The sequence below is a fragment of the Mesorhizobium sp. M0207 genome, assembly GCF_040321995.1.
Taxonomy (GTDB): domain Bacteria; phylum Pseudomonadota; class Alphaproteobacteria; order Rhizobiales; family Rhizobiaceae; genus Mesorhizobium.
In genome coordinates this window covers 72,501-92,546 of sequence record NZ_JAMYSQ010000012.1, presented here as the reverse complement: position 1 = coordinate 92,546, position 20,046 = coordinate 72,501, and the positions used below count along the sequence as shown (strand labels likewise).

The following is a 20,046-nucleotide window of genomic DNA, read 5'->3' as shown; positions in this document are numbered from 1 at the left end:
CGCTTTACCGATGCCGCTGTTTTTCCCGGCGACTCAGTCGTCGCGGTAGACCTTCTCGCGCCGCTCATGGCGCTCCTGTGCCTCGATCGACAAGGTGGCGATCGGGCGCGCGTCGAGCCGCTTCAGCGCGATCGGCTCGCCCGTCTCCTCGCAATAACCGTAAGTGCCTTCGTCAAGGCGCTGGAGGGCCGAATCGATCTTGGAGATGAGTTTTCGCTGGCGATCGCGGGCGCGAAGTTCGATGGCGCGGTCGGTTTCGGAGGAGGCGCGATCGGCGAGGTCGGGGTGGTTGGCGTTTTCCTGCTGCAGGATTTCAAGAGTTTCGCGCGCTTCGCGCAAGATGTCGTTCTTCCAGGTGACGAGCTTCATGCGAAAGTAGGATTTCTGCCGCTCGTTCATGAACGGCTCGTCTTCGGAGGGTACGTAATCGGCGGTAACGATGTCGTTCATTCGACTCACCCAACAAACCCCAAATTTGGCGCCTATATATTCGCGGACCGAAAGCTGCACAAGGTCAATCGACGACAGTTTCACGCAATTGTTAGTCTCGGACAAAACGGCGTCGGCGATGCCCTTTTTGCGAAGAATACGACCGAATCCGTACATGATTCGCTATGCTTGAGGGGCGCTTGCCATTGCGCACGGAGCTCTTCTGATGGCAAATCCTGCGGCGTGCTGACGGGTTCGGTGCCCGGCACAACGGGGATCCGGTGACCAGACTTTACCTGCTGAGGCATGCGAAGGCCGGCTGGGCGCTGCCTGGCGTGGCTGACTTCGACCGCCCGCTCGATCCATCCGGCTTCGCCGATGCCGAAGCGATGGGCGTCCTGATGCGTTCCCGCAAATACGCACCGGCCCTCACCCTTTGCTCAAGCGCCAAGCGCGCCCGCCAGACGCTGGAAAGCCTGGCTGGCCACACGGACACGGGCCGGGTGCTGTTCTGTGACACCCTCTACAGCGACGATGCCGCCGCGTACCTCACTGCCATCCGGCAGAATGGCGGGCTGGATGCCTTGCTCGTCATCGGCCACAATCCGATGATTGAGGATCTCGCCATGGCGCTCTCAGGCGACGGCAACGAAACCGCGCGGGCCATGCTGAACCACGGCTTCCCGACCTCCGCACTTGCGGTGGTCCGGTTCAACGGCAGACTTGCCGAGGCTGCGCCAGGCACCGGCTATCTCGAAGCCTTCCTGACGCCTGCCGATATCTGAGGCCATTTCAAAGCCGCGCATCAAAGCCTATATCGGATCCTGACCGGCCCGCGAGAACAGATTTGGCATCATCGCTGACGACTTTTACCGACGAGGCGAAGATTGCCTTGGATACGTTGTCAGGCCGCGCTGCCGGGCTTTTCGCTCCGTCGCTGCGTCTTGGCGTGACCGGGCTGTCCCGCGCCGGCAAGACGGTGTTCATCTCGGCCCTTGTGCACAATCTCGTCCATGGCGGACGCTTGCCGCTGTTTGAGGCACAAAAATCGGGGCGCATCGCCAGGGCTTTTCTCGAAGAGCAGCCGGACGACGCGGTCCCACGCTTCCAGTACGAGGATCACATCGCAGCTCTTGTCGACGATCGCGTCTGGCCGGATTCGACGCGTGCGATTTCCGAACTGAGGCTCACCATCGAATACGAATCGGCCTCTGGCTGGAGCCGCATGTTTTCCGCCGGCAAATTGTCGGTCGACATCGTCGATTATCCCGGCGAATGGCTGCTCGACCTGCCGCTGCTCGGCAAGTCCTACGCCGATTTTTCGCGTGAGGCCTTCGAGATGGCCGTGTTGGCGGTGCGTGTCGACCTTTCGCGGGAATGGCGGGCGCTCTCCGATCCGGTCGACCCCAACGCCGAGGCCGACGAGATGACGGCGCGCCGTCTCGCTGAGAGCTTCGCGGCCTATCTCAAGACCTGTAAACTCGACGAGCGGGCGCTTTCGACCTTGCCGCCCGGCCGCTTCCTGATGCCCGGCGATCTTGAAGGCTCGCCCGCTCTCACCTTCGCGCCGCTGCCGAATCTGGGCGGCCGGCGCGCCCGCTCGGGATCGCTGCAGGCTATGATGGAGCGGCGCTACGAGGCTTACAAGACGCATGTCGTCAAACCGTTTTTTCGCGAACACATCACGCGTCTCGACCGCCAGATCGTGCTGATCGACGCATTGCAGGCATTGAATGCCGGCCCCGGTGCGATGGCCGATCTAGAGCGCGCGGTCACCGAAATCCTGTCCTGTTTCCGGCCCGGCCGGGGCAATTTCCTGACCGACCTGTTTTCGAGGCGTATCGACCGTATATTGGTGGCCGCGACCAAGGCCGACCATCTGCACCACGAAAGCCACGACCGGCTGCAGGCGATCGTGCGGCGGCTAGCCGACCGAGCCGTGGCGCGGGCGAATTTCACCGGCGCCGACGTCAACGTCGTCGCTATGGCTGCCATGCGCGCGACCCGGGAAGGCACGGTCAAGCAGGGCCGCGAGACTTTGCCGGTCATTATCGGCATGCCGTTGCGCGGCGAAAAAATCGATGGCGAAACCTTTGACGGAAAGACAGAAACAGCCATATTTCCCGGTGACTTGCCGGAGAAAGTTGATGCGGTGTTCGATGTTTCCGAATCGACCCGCCGGCAGAACGATGACGACCCCGCGATCCGCTTCGTGCGCTTTCGCCCGCCGAAACTCGAGCGCACCGCCGAGGGCGTCACGCTGTCGCTGCCGCATATCAGGCTCGACCGCGCGCTGCAGTTCCTGATCGGAGATCATCTCGCATGAGTGCGCCCCGCAGACCGGCGGCCTTTCGCATCGAGCCGGAGCCCCAGCAGAAGGAAGATTCGACGGCTCACCATACTGCGTCCGGGGCCGCGCCGGCGCGAAAGCCGCGTACCGTGACGGCGGATCTTGCCGTGGTCACACCGGCGGAGATCGACGTCTTCGACGAGCCTGATATCGTCGCCGCCGAACCGCCGCCGGCGATTGCGCCGCGAAAACGTTCGCTGCTTGGCAGCCTGTTCTTCGGCGCGCTGGGCGTTCTGGTTTCGCTCGCCGTCGGCCTCTGGACCGACCAGCTGATTCGCGACCTGTTCGAGCGCGCCGAGTGGCTGGGCTGGCTGGCTGCCGCTATGGCCGCGATCGCCATCCTGGCGCTTCTGATCATCCTCGTGCGCGAATTCATGGCGATTGCCCGCCTTGCCGAGGTCGAAAAGTTGCAGAAGCGGGCGCTCGATGCAATTGCCCGTGACGATCCGAAGGCCGCCCGCGCCGTGGTCGACGAGTTGTCGGTCTTTGTCTCGGCCAAGCCTGAAACCGCGGCCGGCAGGCGCTCGCTGGCCGAATTGCGCGGCGAGATCATTGACGGCGGCAATCTGGTGCGCCTGGCCGAGACCGAGATACTCGGCCCGCTCGATGCCCGCGCCAGGGTGATGATCCTCGAAGCGGCGAAGCGCGTCTCCCTGGTGACCGCGGTCAGCCCCCGCGCGCTGGTCGACGTCGCTTATGTCGTGTTCGAAGCCGGCCGGTTGATTCGCCGGCTGTCGGAACTTTATGGCGGCCGCCCCGGCACGCTTGGCTTTTTTCGCCTGGCGCGCAGCGTTCTGGCCCATCTCGCGGTCACCGGGTCGATCGCCGTCGGCGACAGTTTCGTCCAGCAGATCGTCGGCCACGGCCTTGCCGCCCGGCTCTCGGCCAAGCTCGGCGAAGGCGTCGTCAACGGCATGATGACTGCGCGCATCGGCATTGCAGCGATGGAAACCGCAAGGCCCCTGCCCTTTTACGCGGTCAGGCGGCCCGGATTGGGCGATTTCCTCTCCGCGCTGACCTCCTTTGCAGCAAAGAAAGAAAAAGAAACATCCGCTTCCGGAACGTGACTATTGCCTTGGGGTGACAAAGCATTAACCAATCTTGTCCATGGTCGGAAGCGTCCAAACCAGTCTCTTTGTTGCCGGGTGTCGTCGATGAAAAGCGTTATTCTGTCCAGCGGGCTGCCCGTGGCGCTCGCGCTTGTCGCAACCGTCGGCATTGCCGGAAAGACCTCGGCGGCGGAACCGGACAAGCAGTTCTTTCGGTCGGTCGAAGGCAAATGGGTCGGCCCCGGGGAAATCGTTGCCGGCAAATACAAGGGCACGAAATTCACCTGCAGCTTCATCGGCTCGACGCCTGACGGCAAGGTCGGCATGTCGCTCGACGGCGGCTGTCGGGTAGGCATGTTCACCCAGCAGATGTCGGCAACGATCGAACACAAGGGCCGGCAGGGCTACAAGGGTAGCTTTATGGGCGGGGCCGCCGGCTCCGGCCTCGACATTATCGGCGGCAATGTCGTCGATGCGCACAAGGTGGTTTTCACCATCAATCGCAATCAGTTGCGCGGCGTGATGCAGGCGCTTGTCCCCGACGACAATTCGATGACAGTGACCGTTGCCGTGCGCGTCGACCAGCAGCTGGTCCCGGTCATCGGCATGAAGCTGAAGCGGATCGATGCAGTCGAGGTCGGCTCCATAACTCCGAACTGAGCTTTCAGCGTGAGAAGGGCGGCGGCCAAACGGCGCCGCCCTCTTTTGATTTGCAAATAAGTGCTCAGCCTTTGATCGCGGCAATCACCTCGTCATAGGCCTTGCAGGCCGCGGCTGCTGTCGTGCCGCCCTGATACTTGGTTGTCACCGCCTGAAAGGGCCGCGACTTGATCGTCGCTCGCCCTTCACTGGCCGAAGCCGGGTCCTTAGCGCCGGATTGCTGGAACAAGCAACGCGCGGGAGCCCATTATCCTGTTCAGTGCGCCTGCAATATCGCCTTCACAACGCGCCGGATTCGCACTGTTCGATCCGCCCCGAAGCCCCTATCTTGGCCGCTTGTTGCAAGAGAGCGGAACGGCAGGCATGGCGGCAGAGGCATCAAACGGCGATCTGATCCAGGTGGTGGCGCTGCTTGCCGCCGGCGTCGTTGCGGTGCCGATCTTCAGGCGTATCGGACTTGGCTCCATCCTCGGCTATTTGACGGCCGGCGTCGTGATCGGTCCGTTCGGGCTGCGCATTTTTTCCGAATCGGAAGCCATTCTTCATGTCGCCGAACTCGGCGTCGTCATGTTCCTGTTCATTATCGGGCTGGAGATGCAGCCGTCACGGCTATGGGGCATGCGCCGCGAGATCTTCGGGCTTGGCGCGCTGCAGGTCGGCGTCTGCGCGGTCCTGCTGACCGGCGTCGGCCTGGCGGGAGGTTTCCCGATCGCGCAATCCTTCGTCGCCGGCGCCGGTTTCGTACTCACCTCGACGGCAATCGTCATGCAATTGCTGGAAGAACGCGGCGACCTGGCCACGCCCAAGGGCCAGCGCATCGTCTCGGTCCTGCTTTTGGAAGACCTGGCCATCGTGCCGCTGCTGGCGCTGATCGCCTTCCTCGCGCCGGGCGGCGCCGACATGAGCCTGTCGGATCGGTTGACGGAGGTCGGCATCGGCCTTGCCGCGATCGTCGGGCTGGTGCTTGCAGGACGCTATCTGCTCAATCCGTTCTTCCGTATCCTGGCGGATGCGCGCGCCCGTGAGGTGATGACCGCAGCCGCCCTTCTGGTCGTGCTCGGGTCGGCGCTCGCCATGCAGCTTTCCGGCCTGTCCATGGCGATGGGCGCCTTCCTGGCCGGCGTGCTTTTGTCGGAATCGACCTTCCGCCATCAGCTGGAGGCGGACATCGAACCGTTCCGTGGCATTCTGCTCGGACTGTTCTTCCTCGCCGTCGGCATGTCGCTCGACCTGCATGTGGTCGTCGTCAACTGGCAGCTCATTGCCATCTATGTCGTCGCCTACATGATGATGAAGGCGATCGGCATCTATATCGTCGCCCGCATTCTCAAAACCGGCCACCGGGAAGCGCTCGAGCGCGCGGTCTTCATGGCGCAAGGCGGCGAATTCGCCTTCGTCCTCTATTCCGCAGCGGCGGCTGTCGGTATCATCGATAGCCAGGCCAATGCGATGCTGACCGCCATCGTCATCATTTCCATGGTGCTGACGCCCTTAGCGATCATAGCATTGCGGTATCTGACGCCACGCGACGAGCAGTCGCTTGAAGGCGTCGATGTCGCCGAAGGCCTGACCGGCAGCGTGCTGATCATCGGCTTTGGCCGGTTCGGCCAGATCGCCAGCCAGCCGCTTTTGTTGCGCGGGATTGATGTGTCGATCATCGACAATGAGGTCGAGATGATCCAGGCGGCGGCCGATTTCGGCTTCAAGGTCTATTACGGCGACGGCACGCGGCTGGACATCCTGCGTGCCGCGGGAGCCGGGCGCGCACGCGCCGTGCTGATCTGCGTTGACAAGCCCGATGCCGCCGTGCGCATCGCCGAGCTCATCAAGGCGGAGTTTCCGTTGCTGACGGTGCTGGCGCGGGCTTTCGACCGCGGCACGGCATTGCAGCTCATTCGTGCCGGCGTCGACTATCAGCTCCGCGAGACGTTCGAATCGGCGCTTGTCTTCGGCGGCTCGACACTGGAAGCTCTCGGCGTCGATCCGGAAGAGGTCGCCGAGGTAGTCGAGGACGTCCGCCGCCGCGATGCTGCCCGTTTCGAACTTCAACAGGCAGAAGGCATCCGCGCCGGGCGGCGCTTCCTCAAAGGCAATATCGGCACCCCCATCCCGACGCCGCTCAGCACGCCACGGCGCGTGGGCCAGGCGCTCAACGAGGAGACGGCCGGCGTGCTGCAGAAATCCGAGCCGGCCGATTAAACGTTGGAGAGACGCGAATGATGAACGAACTGGACGAGCGCGCTGTCTCCATCACCAGATTCTGGCGCGACGCCGGGGAGGACGCGTGGTTCGAGAAGAACGACGCCTTTGATGCCGACTTCCGCACCCGGTTTCTCGATTTGCACTTTGCCGCCGCCCGCCGCGAATGCGACGGCTGGTCCGAACACGCCGAAGGGTCGCTGGCACTGATGATCCTGCTCGACCAGTTTCCGCGAAACTGCTTTCGCGCCACCGGCCACATGTACGCCACGGACCCGCTGGCGCGGCATTTCGCCGGGAAAGCGATCGCTGCCGGCCATGACCTGGCACTCGACGAAGAGCTCCGCGTTTTTCTCTATCTGCCCTATGAGCATTCGGAGGACCTCGCCGATCAGCTCAAATCGGTAGAGCTTACCGCCGCCAAAGCCCCGATCTATCTGAAATATGCGATCGAGCATCGCGACATCATCCAGCGCTTCGGCCGCTTTCCGCATCGAAACAGGATGCTTGGCCGCGAGACGACACCGGACGAACAAATGTTCCTCGACGGAGGTGGGTTCTCCGGCTGATTTCAGGCACCGATGGCGACAGCATCAGGTTTTCCACCAATCCCGGCCTGACGCCAGCCGTTCAATGCCCGATGTGTCGACGGCGGCCAGCCGCTCCGATACGCTCTTGCCGTCGACCACAAGCTCCGGCGCAATTTCTGCCAGCGGCGCCAGCACGAAGGCGCGCTCCAGCATGCGCGGATGCGGCACCTCCAGTCCGGTCTCGTGGATGATGCGGTCGCCGAACACCAGAATGTCGATATCGATCAGGCGTGGACCCCAGCGCTCCTCGCGCACCCGCTTCAGTTTTCGCTCGGCGTCGAGGCAAAGGTCGAGCAAAGCCCGTGGCGCGAGCGCGGTCGAGATTTCGGCCGCCGCGTTGAGGAAATCCGGCTGATCGAGCTTGCCCCAGGGCGGCGTGCGGTAGAGCGACGAAACGGCAACGACGCGCGTTCTCTCGTTGGCATCCAGAATGCCCAGTGCCGCAGCCATTGACTTCGCCGGATCACCGAGATTGCCGCCAAGGCTGAGATAGACGGTGTTGTTGTTGTTACTATTCTGGCCAGACAACGGTCACCTCGACATGATCGAGCACACCCGGCACCGGGGCGTTCGGCTTGCGCACGGTGATCTCGGCCTTTTTGATCTGCGGAAACCGCGCCGTCAGCGCCCTCGCCACTTCGAGCGCCAGCGCTTCGATCAGAAAGCGCCGTTCGCCGGTAATGATCTTCTCGATGACCGCAAAGGCGATGCCGTAATTGACGGTGTCCTCGATGGAATCCTCGACCAGCGCCCGCCCGGGATCCACCATGAGTGCCGCATCGACATAAAAGCGCTGGCCGAGCGTCTCTTCTTCGTCCAGCACACCGTGCCGGGCAAAGAAGGCGCAGTTCTTCATGCGGATGACATACATGGCTCAGCTTTCCCCGATCTCACGTGCCAGCATAGCATCGGCGATGGCCAGCGCATCCACGTTGATTGCGACATCGTGGACGCGAAAGAGATGCGCGCCTTTGAGCCTCAGGATGACGCTGGTGGCCGCGGTCCCGGCGCCTCTTGCGGCTGCGTCGCGGCCGGTGACGGTGCCGATAAAGCGCTTTCGCGATGTGCCGGCCATCAGTGGAAAACCCAGCGCATGAAGTTCGGAAAACCGTGCCATCAGGTCAAGATTTTCCGCTGCCGTCTCCTTGGCAAAGCCGAAGCCCGGATCGAGCACGATATGATCGTCGGCAACACCGCTCCGCCGCGCGATTTCCAGCGACTTCCTGAGGAAGAAGAGCTGATCGGCAATCACGTCGGGCAGTTTCTGCCGGTCCCGTCCCGTGTGCATGACGACAAGGCCAGCGCCGGTTTCGGCCGCGACGCGGGCAATGCCCGGTTCGCGCTGCAGGCCCCAGACGTCATTGACGATATGCGCGCCGGCTTGAACGGCAAGCCGGGCCGTATCCTCGCGATAGGTATCGACCGAGATCAGCGTTCCGCCGGCCTTCACCAGCGCCTCGATGACGGGCAGTATGCGGGTTTGTTCCTCCTTTGCGGAGACCGCAGACGCCCCGGGACGTGTCGATTCTCCGCCGATGTCGATGACGGAGGCCCCCTCCTCGACCATGCGGCGCGCCTGGGCCACTGCTTTTTCCGGCGCATCGAACAGGCCGCCGTCGGAAAAACTGTCCGGCGTGATGTTGAGGATGCCGACGACCACGGCCTTGCCGCCAAGGTCGACATGGCGTCCGTGCGCCAACTGCCATCGCCCTGTCATCATTGCCCATCAACCATGTTCGATCCCGCGGCGTGGCGGGGGATCAATTCCGTTGCGCCGAGGACGGCGGTAAAGCAAGGTGGGGAAAGAGGCAACACGATGAAACGATCCCTCCTCTGCGCCCTGATGCTCGCTCTGACCGCATTCCCGGCCGGCGCTGCAACGCTCGTCAAGACATATAGTTATTTCCCGATCGGCGGCAGGACGCTCGACGACATCGAGACCCAGCTGTCGAAACTCGGGCCTCAGGTGAAAAGCACCGGGTCGCGGCATCCGGGAGCTACCCAGATGGCGTTCACCACCCGCGTCAGCTATGCGCAAAAGCCGGGCTCGTGCTGGATTGCCGACGCTGTCGTCACCGTCAAGGTCAAGGTCATCCTTCCTGAGTGGCGCCGCCCGCGCAAAGCCGATGCCGGCGTCAGGCTGTTCTGGGATACGTTGTCCGCCGACATCAAGCGCCATGAGGAACGCCACGTCGAGATTGCCAAGAACCACGGCCGCGAACTAGAAGACGCCTTGAAGGCGAGCTACCCGGAAAAGACCTGCGAACTGGCAAAGGCCGAGGCCGCAAAAATCACTGCGGCCATGCTTGCCAAACACGACCAGGACCAGATGCGCTTCGATCGTGTCGAAAGCGCCAATTTCCAAAGCCGCATCCTGCGGCTTTTGCACTATCGCATCGAGCGCATTGAGAACGGCCGGCTCGCTCCCGGCTGAACTCCGCGTCGTCGGACAAAGCCAATTTTGCCGAAACATAGTGCCAGCTTCGGAAAACTTTCGAGCCGCTGTCGAAATCGGCCTATAGCGAACGACATATGCCAGTTCGCAGGGATCAGCCTCCGGCAACGCCAATCGGCGTACTAGATGCTTCCCAGCCCGTCGCGGACGTGCACGCAGGCATAATGGATGAACGGATATGGACCAGGCTGTCGACAAGCAAACGATGGTGGAAACCAGCGCGCCGCTGACCGAAACCGAGAAAAACGCCATCATCGGGGGCGTGCTTTTGTCGATGTTGCTGGCGGCACTCGACCAGACCATCGTCGCGCCGGCGATGCCGACGATGGCACGTCTGCTCGGGCATGCCGAATATCTGCCATGGATCGTGACCGGCTATCTTCTGACCGCGACCGCCGTGGCGCCGCTCTACGGCAAGATCTCCGATATTTATGGTCGCCGGCCGACCGTCTATGCTGCAATCCTGATCTTTCTCGCCGGCTCGCTGGTCAGCGCCACGGCCCCCAACATGCTGGTCCTGGTTGTCGGCCGGGCGATCCAGGGCGCCGGCGGCGGCGGTCTGTTCGCCCTGACGCAGACCGTGATCGGCGACCTCGTGCCGCCGCGCGAGCGGGCCCGATACGCGGCCTGGATCTCGGGCACATGGGCCGTCGCCAGCATCGCCGGGCCGCTGCTCGGCGGCACCTTCGCCGAACATCTGCATTGGTCGCTGATCTTCTGGATCAACATTCCGCTCGGCCTGCTGGCCATGGCGATCATTAACAACCCGCTCAAGAAGCTGCCGATCGCCGCAAAACATCACCGCATCGACGGCCTCGGCGCGCTGCTTCTGGTCGCGGCCACCTCGCTGCTGCTGCTTGCCTTGAACTGGGGCGGCAGCGAGTATCCGTGGCTGTCGCCTGAAATCCTTGGACTGCTCGCCTGCTCGGCGGTGTTCTGGAGCGCGTTCGCGCTACGGCTCATGCGCGCGGCCGAACCGCTGATCTCGCTCGAAGTGCTCGGCAATCCGATCGTTCTCGCTGGCACATTGTCGATGTTCCTGCTGCAGGCCGCCAATGTCGGCTTGTCGGTCTATCTGCCGGTCTACCTGCAATCGGTCGTCGGCCTGTCGGTCAGTCAATCGGGCACCGCATTGCTTGGGCTGATGCTCGGCACGGTGGCCGGTGCGACCTTCAGCGCGCGAATGATCCCGCGCTTTTTCCACTATAAGCGCATTGCCATGATCGGAACTGTTTTCTCGATCCTGTGCCTCGGCGTGCTCAGCCTGGTCGCCGGGCATGCCTCACTGTTGCTCGTCGAGGTGTTGACGACCTGCGTAGGCCTGGGCACAGGCACGACCTTTCCGGTTGCCACCGTCTCGGTCCAGAACGCCGTCGATCGCATGCACCTTGGCGTGGCGACCGGCGTTCTCACCTTCCTGCGCTCGCTGGGCAGTGCGCTCGGCGTCGCCATGCTTGGTGCCGTCGCCCTTGGTTACGGCCTGCCGCTGGCCAGCGAAGGCACGCAGCCGGCCGGCCATATCGCCTCGGCCATGCCGTTCGTGATGATCTTTCTTGCCGCGGCCGCGATCTTGCTGTTGTCGCTCATCACGCTCTGGCTGATGCCGGAGAAAACGCTTCGCGGCCATGCCGAGGCTGTGGCTCCAGCCTTGGCGGAGTAGACCGGCCCGACGAAAATATGGCGAGGTTCAGTCGACCACGCCGAGCTTCTTCTGCAGACTGGTTGACGAGGTCGTATACTGAAAAACGATGCGCTCGCCGGGGCTGACGATGCGCTTGGCCGCTTGCGCCATCAAGGCGACCTCGTGGAAGCCCGACAGGATCAGCTTCAGCTTGCCGGGGTACCAGTTGATGTCGCCGACGGCGAAGATGCCGGGCACCGACGTCTGGAATTTTTCGGTGTCGACCGGGATCAGGTTCTCGTGGAGGTTGAGGCCCCATTCGGCGATTGGGCCGAGCTTCATCGTCAGGCCGAAGAACGGCAGCATCCGCGTGCACGGCACTTCGACATCGCCCTCCGGCCCCTTGATCGTGGCCGAGACTAGCTGGCCGTCGCTGCCGGTCAGGCCAGTCACCTGTCCAACCTGGAATTCCAGCTGCTTCATCTCCTGCATGGCATACATCTTGTTGACACTGTCGGGCGCTGCGCGGAATTCGGGCCGCCGGTGCACCAGCGTCACGCTCTTGGCGACCGGCTGCAGGTTCAGCGTCCAATCGAGCGCCGAATCGCCGCCGCCGACGATGACGAGGTCATGGCCGCGAAAGTCCTCCATCCGGCGCACCGAGTAGAACACGCTCTTGCCTTCATAGGGTTCGATGCCTGGAATCGGCGGCCGCTTCGGCTGGAACGAACCGCCGCCGGCGGCAATCACCACAATTTTGGCTTCGAACACCTCGTTTTCGTCGGTAATGACGCGGAAGCTGCCGTCGTCCAGCCTTTCCAGGCTCGAAACCATGCGGCTATAGGTGAATTCGGGCTTGAACGGCGCGATCTGCTCAAGCAGCTTGTCGACCAGGCCTTGCGCCGAGATCGAGGGCCAGCCCGGAATGTCGTAGATCGGCTTTTCCGGGTAGAGTTCGGCGCATTGCCCGCCGGGCCGGTCGAGTATGTCGATCAGATGGCACTTCATGTCGAAGAGGCCGAGCTCGAATACGGCAAACAGGCCGACAGGCCCTGCCCCGACAATGAGTACGTCCGTCTTGGTGATAGCGGTCATGAAGCATGCGCCTTTATGGGAAAACGGCGCGACACTGCATGACCATTGGTCCGCTGCCAAGCGGCAGCCGCAAAAATCGGCTTCAGCCCTGGCGGGCCGGCACGCGCACGACCAGCCCGTCGAGAGCGTCGCGCACCTTGATCTGGCATGACAGCCGCGAGCTCGGCTGGACCTCGTAGGCGAAATCCAGCATGTCCTCTTCCATGGCTTCCGGCTCGCCGACCTCCGCCGTCCAGGCTTCGTCGACATAAACATGGCAGGTCGCGCAGGCGCAGGCGCCGCCGCATTCCGCTTCTATTCCCGGCACCGCATTGCGGATCGCATTTTCCATGACGGTCGAGCCGTTTTCGGCATCCACGTCAAAATGCGTGCCGTCATGGGCGATGAAGGTCAGCTTGGTCATTTGTCACCTGAAGGGAGTCTGAGCCGACATAATCACTCTGCCGGACAAGTCAACTGCGGCGCGAAAGCGCCCGTGCGTGGCGTCTTTGGGATAAGTCCTATCGGCTGATGGCGGCGACGAAGTCGCGCACTTCTTCGATCAGCGAGCCAAGCCGCTTCAGCGTGCTGGCGTCTTCGGGCCGGCATTCGATCGCGCTGGCGCAATCGGCAATGGCGAAGGCGCCGACCCCGCGCGCCGAGCCTTTGAGCCCGTGTGCCAATAGCAGCCGCTGCCTGACATCCGCATCGACGATCTTGTCGCGCACCGACAGCGCCTGCTGCACGAACAGAGCCAGGACCTCCTGCTCGAGGCTCCGATCGCCCATCGTCTGGCGCGCAAGATGCGCCAGGTCGATCGGCCGCGCCCCGGCTGTCCCCGACACGTCGCCACCGGGCATCGAGAAGGCAATGCCGTTTTCGCCACGTATCACTTTGAGACTCCGTTCTTCGACCGCCGCAAAAACTAGGCGTATCCGGGTGGACAACGGGTTAATGATTGGCCCGGAAAAATGTCGCGATAACGGCGCCGGAATCACGGCTGTGTTAACCTTATATTTAAAGTTTTACGTATCGGACGGAATGCATGTTTTCTTTACCCGGCTGTGTCATTACGATACGACAGGTCCATTTTCAGCCTCCTGCGCGGGACACGCTAGGCAGAATCAATAAGCAGAACCATAAGTCCCGCGGCAGCTTGTACAGGGTAGCGAAGGCATGGCGAAGAAACCAACGACGACAAGAACGCTCGACAGCGACGTAGCCAGGGAACTTGAAAAGGCACTTGATATCGATCTGAGCGGCGATGCCGGCGGCGACTTCGACATGGCTGCATCCATGGAAGATCTCGAAGCGCAAATATCGCAAGCCGCCGACGAACTGGCGCGCGAAGGTCGCAGCCAGAACGAAGCGCCTGCCCCGGACCAGACCCAGAACGCGGCACCTGCCGCCAATCAAAGCCAGATCGCAAATCCCGCGCCAAAGGCCAAGCCGGCTGAGTTGCGTCGTGTCGCAACGCGCAATGGCTCGCAGCCGGCAGCTTTCTCGCCGGCCAACGACGATCGTCAAAAAGACTATAAGACGCTCCTGCACACCCTCAATCGCCGCGCCTCGAACACGATCTACTGGGTCGTGGCTTTCGTTTCGCTGGCCTGGATCGCCGGCGCTGGCGGCCTTGCGAACCTGTTGTTCGGACCTGGCATCTGGAACATCCGCACCTTCGATCAGTTTTTCGCCCGTCCGGAGCTGATCGGCCTGGCGGTAGCGGCAATCGTGCCCGTCATCCTGTTCTGGGCATTCGCAATGATGATTCGCCGCGCTCAGGAGATGCGCCTTGCCGCGCAGTCGATGACCGAGGTGGCCTTCCGTCTGGCCGAGCCGGAAAATCTTGCCCAGGATCGCGTCATGATGATCGGCCAAGCGGTTCGCCGCGAGGTGGCAGCCATGGGCGAAGGCATCGAACGCACGCTTGCGCGTGCCGTCGAGCTCGAAACGCTGGTCCACAGCGAGGTGAACCAGATCGAGCGCTCCTATTCAGAGAACGAGTCCCGCATCCGCTCGCTGGTCGACGGGCTGGGCAGCGAGCGCGAAGCGGTCGTCACCCATGCCGAGCGCGTGCGCGCCTCGATCACCGGCGCCCACGAGACACTGAAAGACGAGATCAACGCCGCCAGCGATATCATTCGCGACAGCATTCTCAACGCCTCGACCAAACTGTCGATGACGATCAACGAATCCGGCGACACGCTGATCGACAGGATCAACGGAAGCTCGATGTCGATCTTCGATTCGGTGGAAGGCCGGCTCGAATCGATTACCGATCGGCTGTCGACGTCGGGCGAGGCCTTCGCCAGCCTGCTCGACACCCGGATCGCCAAGCTGACGGACACCACCGATGGCCTGACGCGGTCACTGACCGACCTGCTCGACGACCGCACGAGCGGCATGGTGTCGCTGCTCGGCGGTGCCGCTCGCACACTCAATTCGGAATTCGAAGCCAGCCTCAACGGCATCGAGCGGACGCTTGCCGAACGTGGCCAGGCGCTGATCAGCGAGTTCCAGACCCGCGCCGAGGCGCTCGACACCGGCACGCAGAAGCTCAACGCCGCGCTGGAGGCTCGCGCACGCCAGATCAACGAGACGCTGGTCGAGCGCGCCCGCGAAATCGCCCACACCTTCCAGGATAGCAAGGAGACGCTGTCGGCGATGATCGATCAGGGCAAGACCCAGATCGGCGCCGACATGGCCGACATCATTTCATCGACCTCGACCATGCTTGAAGCCCGCGCCGGCGATTTCGCCGGGCGCATGGAAGCGGCGCGCCATGTCGTATCGCGTTCGTTCGATACGGACATCGAGCGGCTTGCCGATGCTCGCGCCGGCATCGAGGAAGCCGTCGAGAACCACAGCCGCAAGCTTTCCGAAAGCCGCGACCGGATGGCGGCGGCAATGCAGGCCGATCTGGCGAAGTTCGCCGAAGGTCGCGCCGAAATCGACGCAGCGGTGGCTAACCAGGTGCAGAAGCTAGCCGAAGGCCGCGGCCTGATCTCGCGCGCCCTTGAAGAGGATCTGCGCAAGGTCAATGAATCGCGCGCAGCGATCGACGCTTCGCTGGGCAGCCATCTCGAAAGCCTTGAAGAGGGTCGCAACAGGCTTGCCCAGGCCTGGAACGAAGACTCTGGAAAACTCGTGCAAGCCCGCACGATAATTGATGAAATGGTTGCCGGGCATGTCGGCAAGCTCGCCGAAGGCCGCAGCATCCTTTCGCGCGCGCTCGAGGCCGACCTCGGCAAACTGGCAGAGAGTCGCGCCAGCATCGACGGCCTCGTCGCCGGTCAGGTCGAAAAGATCGCCGAGGGCCGCGCCATACTCGCCAGTGCGCTGGAAGCCGACATTGCCGGCATCAATGGCCTCATTGAGGCCCATTCGGCGAAATTGGCGCAAGACCGCAGCGGGCTTTCCCAGTCACTCGATAACGACCTGTCCGACATCAGGAGCCTGATCGCCGATCATTCGGGCAGGCTCGCCGATGATCGCAGCCTGCTTTCGAAGACGCTTGAAGACGATCTTGCCAAGCTGGCCGAAAGTCGGTCGAGCATCGACGGGCTGGTTGCCGGCCAGGTCGAGAAGCTGGCCGAAGGCCGCGACATCCTCAAGCGCGCGCTGGAATCGGACCTGAACGCTATCAAGGGCGTCATCGCCGGCCAGTCCGAAAAGCTGGCGGAAGACCGTGGCCAGTTGTCGCGGGCACTGGAGAGCGACCTGCAGGCCGTGCGGGGCGTTGTCTCCGATCACATGAACAAGCTCGCCGAAGACCGTTCGACCCTTTCGAAGGCGCTCGAAGACGATCTCGCCAAGTTGGCCGAAAGCCGCTCGAGCATCGATGTGATGGTTGCCGGCCAGGTCGAAAAGCTGGCAGAGGGCCGCGACATCCTCAAGCGTGCGCTCGAAGCCGATCTGAGCACCGTCAAGGGCGTCATCGCCAGCCAGTCCGAAAAGCTGGCGGAAGACCGTGGTCAGCTGTCGCGGGCACTGGAGACCGATCTCGAGACCGTGCGGGGCGTCGTCTCCGAACATATGAACAAGCTTGCCGAAGACCGTTCGGCCCTGTCGAAAGCGCTCGAGGACGATCTTGCCAGGCTGGCAGAGAGCCGTTCGAGCATCGACGGGCTGGTCGCAGGCCAGGTCGAGAAGCTGGCTGAGGGTCGCGACATCCTCAAGCGCGCCTTGGAAGACGATCTTGCCAAGCTGGCCGAAAGCCGCTCGAGCATCGACGGACTGGTTTCCGGCCAGGTCGAGAAACTGGCCGAAGGCCGCGATATCCTCAAGCGCGCCTTGGAGGCCGATCTCAACACGATCAGGGGCGCCATCGCCGATCAGTCGCAGCTATTGACCGATAATCGCGCGCAGTTTTCGCGTGCGCTGGAAGCCGATCTCGGCAACGTCAACAGCCTTGTCGCAACCCACGCAGAGAAGCTCGTCCAGGACCGCTCGACCCTGTCGAAGGCGCTCGAGGACGATCTCGCCAAGCTGGCCGAAAGCCGCTCGAGCATCGATGGGCTGGTCGCCGGTCAGGTCGAGAAACTGGCGGAAGGCCGCGACATCCTCAGGCGCGCGTTGGAAGCCGACCTGGAGAGGCTTGCAATGAGCCGCAGCGAGGTCGACGAGATTGTCGCCGGTCATGTCGGCAAGCTGAGCGAGGGCCGCGACATGCTGACCCGCGCACTGCAGGACGATCTCTCCAGGCTCGCCGAAACGCGCAAGGATGTCGACCGTTCGCTGTCCGGCCATATCGATCAGATCGCCGCCAGGAGCACCGACATCTCTGATGCGATCGCTGCGGACGTAGAAAAGATCGAGCAGGCGTTCAGCCGGCAGACAGGCATCATTGAAGAGCGCGCCAGCACAATGGAGCGGGCGCTGTCGACGGGTGTCGACAATGTGCGCAGTGTGCTCGAAAGAAGCGCGGTCTTCGTCGCCGGCGCGCTGCGCGAGAAGGTCATGGAAGTTACCAGCGCGCTGCATGAGCAGGCGGGCGCGGCATTCAGCGATGCCGACCGCAAGATCGCCGAGCGCGCCGAGCAGACCTCGGCCGCCCTGCTCGCCAGGGCGGAGGACATCGCCCGCACCTTTGAAGAGGCGGATCGTCGCCTCGCCGCCCGCGCCGAGGATACGTCGAGCGCACTGATTGCCCGCGTCGACGACACGTCGAACAGCTTGCTCGCGCGTGCCCAGGAAACGGCCGATCAGCTGGCAGCCAGAGCAAGTGAGATTGCCGGCACCTTCGACGCGGCGGACCACAGGCTGGTCTCTCGCGCCATCGAAACGGCCCAGTCGCTGGCGGCACGTGCCGGCGACATCCTGCGCAATTTCGAAACAGCCGACGAGCGGCTGGGCGTGCGCATCGGCGAATCCGCCGAAGCGCTCGCGGCACGTGCGTCGGATCTCGGCCGCATTTTCGATGCCGCCGACCAGCAACTTATTTCGCGCATTGCCGAGGGCTCCGAAGCACTTTCGGCCCGTGCGTCCGAGATCGGCCGCATCTTCGAGGAGGCCGATCATCGCCTGGTGTCCCGTATCGCTGACAGCAGCACCGCAATCGGCGAACATGCCGACACCATTGTCGGTGCCTTCACCAGCACCGAGCAGCGGGTTGCCGAACGCGCCAGGCAGACTGGCCAGGAACTCGCAGTCCATGCCCGTGAAATCGAGCAACTGCTTGCCGGTGCCGACGAACGCCTGGCATCGAGTGCTGCCGCCACTGCGGCCCGCGTCGAGGAGCAGGTCGCCAGCGTCGAGAACCGCCTCGCTTACTCCGCCGAGACAATGGGCCAAAAGCTCAACGAACAAGTCTCGGGTGCCGAAGCGCAACTGGTCTCGCGTGCCAACACCATCGCCGAAACCTTCACCGCGGTCGGCCAGCATATCGGTCAGAGCACCAATGACGCTGCAAAGACCATCGGTGCCAATACTCGCGAGCTCAGTACGATGCTTGCGGCCCGTTCGGCAGAAATATCGAAAATCCTGGACGAGACGGCGCGGCCTCTGGTCGAGCGCTTCGCCCAGGGCGGCTCCGAGCTGCAAAAGAGCATGGAAGAGGTCACCGAACGTGCGACCGAGAAGCTGCGCAATCAAAACGCCGCCCTCGTCGACGCCATCGCCAGCCGCACGGCCGAAACCCTGTCGGCCGTCGAAGGCGCGCGCTCGACGCTTGCCGACAGCGTTGCCGACCTCATCGGCCGCATGACCACCTCCAGCTCGCAGCTCGGTCAATTGATCGAGCAGGCGGCGACCAATCTCGGCCAGGTCGACGAACGCCTGACCGGGAGCACGCAAAGCTTCGCGGCGACCACGGAAAAGACCGCGCAGACCTTCGCCAGTTCGGCGCGTCTGGTCGATTCGAACACGACGCGGCTCACCGAGCTGTCGTCGTCGACCTTACGCGAGGTTGCTTCAATCGCCACCAAGTTCGACGAGCACAGCCGGTTGCTTTCCAGTGCCTCGGACCTGTTGAGCTCGGCCCAGAGCAATCTTGAGCACACGCTCGAAAGGCAATCGTCGCTGGAGGACCTCGCCGTCGGCCTTGTCAAGAAGTCGGAAGATCTCGAAAGGGTCATGCGCTCGTTCGAGAATTTGGTCGGCCAGACGCTGCAGAACGCCGAGGGCAAGACGCTGGAATCCGCCGACAAGATCCGTACCGCGATTTCCGAAGTGGTCGATTCGGCAACCAAGCGCTTTGCCGATGCGACCGAGGAGATGCGGCGTACCGCCGGCTCGATCAAGAGCGAGCTCGACCTCACCCGGGCCGAGCTTAAGAAAGGCGTCATCGAGATGCCGGAAGAGGCAAAGGAATCAACCACGGCTATCCGCCGTGCCGTTTCAGAGCAGATCAACGCGCTGAAGGAACTTTCTGAAATCGTTGCGAAATCTGGCCGCAGCGCCGACAGTTCGGAACAGCGCAACCTGCGTCCGGCGCCGCAAGCGCCTGCCGCACGCCCCGCCGAACCGCCACGTCGCCCGGCTCCGGCTCCCGAACAGCGTGCACCGCAGGCGCCTTCGGGCGAGACGGCGCTGCGCGGCACGCTCGACCTCGAACGTCCAGCAGACCAAGCGCCGCGCCAGCGCGACCCCAACGGCCGCACGCCGCAGGGCGGTTGGGTGCGCGACCTCCTGACCGGTGCATCGCGCGAAGACGACGCCAAGCCGGCAGCGCCTCCCGAAGCGCCGCGCCCGGCTCCCGCTGCGCGTTCGCCGCTTCATGTCGTGGAATCGCTGAACTCGCTCTCGGTCGATATCGCACGCGCCATCGATCACGACGCCTCGATCGAGTTGTGGAACCGCTACCGGCGCGGCGAGCGCGACGTCTTCACGCGCCGACTTTACACGCTGAAGGGCCAGCAGACGTTCGACGAGATCCGCCGCAAATATCAGTCAGAGGCGGAGTTCCGCGCTGCTGTCGATCGTTACTGCGGCGATTTCGAAAAGCTGCTCAAGGACGTGTCGCGCAACGACCGCGACAACATCATGGCGCAGACCTACCTGACGTCGGACACCGGCAAGGTCTACACCATGCTTGCCCATGCCAGCGGCCGTCTGCACTAAGCGGCGGGACAGGAAAACAGAAAGTGCACTCTGCCCTTTCTGCTTAGACCCGATACTGA

General features: G+C 63.1%; 17 protein-coding genes. 9 read left to right on the top strand and 8 right to left on the bottom strand.

All coding sequences use genetic code 11. The features are described 5' to 3' along the window. Positions 1–33: 33 nt before the first annotated feature. Positions 34–450 (bottom strand): RNA polymerase-binding protein DksA, encoded by a 417-nt coding sequence (gene dksA, locus NKJ15_RS17605; RefSeq protein ID WP_023674847.1) that lies wholly within the window; start codon positions 448–450, stop codon positions 34–36. Between the two features lie 260 nt (positions 451–710). On the opposite strand from dksA, the gene NKJ15_RS17600 reads away from it, so the two are divergent. The 4 genes from NKJ15_RS17600 (at position 711) to NKJ15_RS17585 (ending at position 4,488) form a co-directional block, all read left to right on the top strand. Beyond that, positions 711–1,214 carry a SixA phosphatase family protein gene (locus tag NKJ15_RS17600; protein ID WP_352613780.1) on the top strand — a complete coding sequence of 168 codons (504 nt, stop codon included), beginning with the start codon at positions 711–713 and terminating at the stop codon, positions 1,212–1,214. A 62-nt stretch (positions 1,215–1,276) separates the two neighbouring features. Beyond that, complete coding sequence (locus NKJ15_RS17595) at positions 1,277–2,755, top strand: YcjX family GTP-binding protein (protein WP_352816453.1); 1,479 nt, start codon at positions 1,277–1,279, stop codon at positions 2,753–2,755. After that, positions 2,752–3,846, top strand: coding sequence for a YcjF family protein (locus NKJ15_RS17590; RefSeq protein WP_352471717.1), 1,095 nt, complete (start codon positions 2,752–2,754; stop codon positions 3,844–3,846). The genes NKJ15_RS17595 and NKJ15_RS17590 overlap by 4 nt, the downstream gene beginning before the upstream one ends. Positions 3,847–3,933: 87 nt before the next feature. After that, complete coding sequence (locus tag NKJ15_RS17585; RefSeq protein WP_023674843.1) at positions 3,934–4,488, top strand: hypothetical protein; 555 nt, start codon at positions 3,934–3,936, stop codon at positions 4,486–4,488. 64 nt (positions 4,489–4,552) lie between these two features. Here NKJ15_RS17585 and NKJ15_RS17580 read toward each other — a convergent pair whose 3' ends face one another. After that, positions 4,553–4,717, bottom strand: coding sequence for a hypothetical protein (locus tag NKJ15_RS17580; RefSeq protein WP_352471718.1), 165 nt, complete (start codon positions 4,715–4,717; stop codon positions 4,553–4,555). A 134-nt stretch (positions 4,718–4,851) separates the two neighbouring features. Here NKJ15_RS17580 and NKJ15_RS17575 point away from each other — a divergent pair, with 134 nt between their 5' ends. After that, positions 4,852–6,687: a monovalent cation:proton antiporter-2 (CPA2) family protein gene (locus NKJ15_RS17575; protein WP_352682898.1), complete on the top strand. Its 1,836-nt coding sequence runs from the start codon at positions 4,852–4,854 to the stop codon at positions 6,685–6,687. A 20-nt stretch (positions 6,688–6,707) separates the two neighbouring features. Further along, positions 6,708–7,256: a DUF924 family protein gene (locus NKJ15_RS17570; RefSeq protein WP_352448961.1), complete on the top strand. Its 549-nt coding sequence runs from the start codon at positions 6,708–6,710 to the stop codon at positions 7,254–7,256. Positions 7,257–7,280: 24 nt separating this feature from the next. Here the strand turns inward: NKJ15_RS17570 and folK are convergent, their stop codons facing one another. From folK to folP, 3 genes are read right to left on the bottom strand one after another with little or no spacing between them, the layout of a single operon-like run. Next, positions 7,281–7,805: a 2-amino-4-hydroxy-6-hydroxymethyldihydropteridine diphosphokinase gene (folK, locus tag NKJ15_RS17565; RefSeq protein ID WP_352471720.1), complete on the bottom strand. Its 525-nt coding sequence runs from the start codon at positions 7,803–7,805 to the stop codon at positions 7,281–7,283. Continuing rightward, positions 7,789–8,148, bottom strand: coding sequence for a dihydroneopterin aldolase (gene folB / locus NKJ15_RS17560; protein ID WP_352471721.1), 360 nt, complete (start codon positions 8,146–8,148; stop codon positions 7,789–7,791). The genes folK and folB overlap by 17 nt, the downstream gene beginning before the upstream one ends. A gap of 3 nt (positions 8,149–8,151) precedes the next feature. Further along, positions 8,152–8,997 (bottom strand): dihydropteroate synthase, encoded by an 846-nt coding sequence (gene folP, locus NKJ15_RS17555; RefSeq protein WP_352502492.1) that lies wholly within the window; start codon positions 8,995–8,997, stop codon positions 8,152–8,154. 96 nt (positions 8,998–9,093) lie between these two features. On the opposite strand from folP, the gene NKJ15_RS17550 reads away from it, so the two are divergent. Then, entirely contained in the window at positions 9,094–9,711 is a 618-nt protein-coding gene (locus NKJ15_RS17550) for a DUF922 domain-containing Zn-dependent protease (RefSeq protein ID WP_352502491.1), read from the top strand. A gap of 199 nt (positions 9,712–9,910) precedes the next feature. Next, positions 9,911–11,392, top strand: a complete 1,482-nt coding sequence (locus NKJ15_RS17545; protein ID WP_352568757.1) for an MDR family MFS transporter — start codon at positions 9,911–9,913, stop codon at positions 11,390–11,392. Between the two features lie 27 nt (positions 11,393–11,419). Here NKJ15_RS17545 and NKJ15_RS17540 read toward each other — a convergent pair whose 3' ends face one another. The 3 genes from NKJ15_RS17540 to NKJ15_RS17530 form a co-directional block, all read right to left on the bottom strand. Further along, positions 11,420–12,448, bottom strand: a complete 1,029-nt coding sequence (locus NKJ15_RS17540; RefSeq protein WP_352770340.1) for an NAD(P)/FAD-dependent oxidoreductase — start codon at positions 12,446–12,448, stop codon at positions 11,420–11,422. Between the two features lie 82 nt (positions 12,449–12,530). After that, a complete protein-coding gene (locus NKJ15_RS17535; protein ID WP_352816448.1) occupies positions 12,531–12,851 on the bottom strand; it encodes a 2Fe-2S iron-sulfur cluster-binding protein in 321 nt (106 codons plus the stop codon). A 97-nt stretch (positions 12,852–12,948) separates the two neighbouring features. After that, a complete protein-coding gene (locus tag NKJ15_RS17530) occupies positions 12,949–13,317 on the bottom strand; it encodes an Hpt domain-containing protein (RefSeq protein WP_292660938.1) in 369 nt (122 codons plus the stop codon). 286 nt (positions 13,318–13,603) lie between these two features. On the opposite strand from NKJ15_RS17530, the gene NKJ15_RS17525 reads away from it, so the two are divergent. Next, positions 13,604–19,987, top strand: coding sequence for an apolipoprotein A-IV repeat region-like domain-containing protein (locus NKJ15_RS17525; protein ID WP_352816446.1), 6,384 nt, complete (start codon positions 13,604–13,606; stop codon positions 19,985–19,987). Positions 19,988–20,046 lie beyond the last annotated feature (59 nt).

What these genes read in the sequence shown, in the direction of transcription:
- dksA (WP_023674847.1), bottom strand. Translation starts at nt 450, where the DNA reads ATGAACGACATCGTTACCGCCGATTACGTACCCTCCGAAGACGAGCCG.
- NKJ15_RS17590 (WP_352471717.1), top strand. Translation starts at nt 2,752, where the DNA reads ATGAGTGCGCCCCGCAGACCGGCGGCCTTTCGCATCGAGCCGGAGCCC.
- NKJ15_RS17585 (WP_023674843.1), top strand. Translation starts at nt 3,934, where the DNA reads ATGAAAAGCGTTATTCTGTCCAGCGGGCTGCCCGTGGCGCTCGCGCTT.
- NKJ15_RS17575 (WP_352682898.1), top strand. Translation starts at nt 4,852, where the DNA reads ATGGCGGCAGAGGCATCAAACGGCGATCTGATCCAGGTGGTGGCGCTG.
- NKJ15_RS17570 (WP_352448961.1), top strand. Translation starts at nt 6,708, where the DNA reads ATGAACGAACTGGACGAGCGCGCTGTCTCCATCACCAGATTCTGGCGC.
- folB (WP_352471721.1), bottom strand. Translation starts at nt 8,148, where the DNA reads ATGTATGTCATCCGCATGAAGAACTGCGCCTTCTTTGCCCGGCACGGT.
- folP (WP_352502492.1), bottom strand. Translation starts at nt 8,997, where the DNA reads ATGATGACAGGGCGATGGCAGTTGGCGCACGGACGCCATGTCGACCTT.
- NKJ15_RS17550 (WP_352502491.1), top strand. Translation starts at nt 9,094, where the DNA reads ATGAAACGATCCCTCCTCTGCGCCCTGATGCTCGCTCTGACCGCATTC.
- NKJ15_RS17545 (WP_352568757.1), top strand. Translation starts at nt 9,911, where the DNA reads ATGGACCAGGCTGTCGACAAGCAAACGATGGTGGAAACCAGCGCGCCG.
- NKJ15_RS17540 (WP_352770340.1), bottom strand. Translation starts at nt 12,448, where the DNA reads ATGACCGCTATCACCAAGACGGACGTACTCATTGTCGGGGCAGGGCCT.
- NKJ15_RS17535 (WP_352816448.1), bottom strand. Translation starts at nt 12,851, where the DNA reads ATGACCAAGCTGACCTTCATCGCCCATGACGGCACGCATTTTGACGTG.
- NKJ15_RS17525 (WP_352816446.1), top strand. Translation starts at nt 13,604, where the DNA reads ATGGCGAAGAAACCAACGACGACAAGAACGCTCGACAGCGACGTAGCC.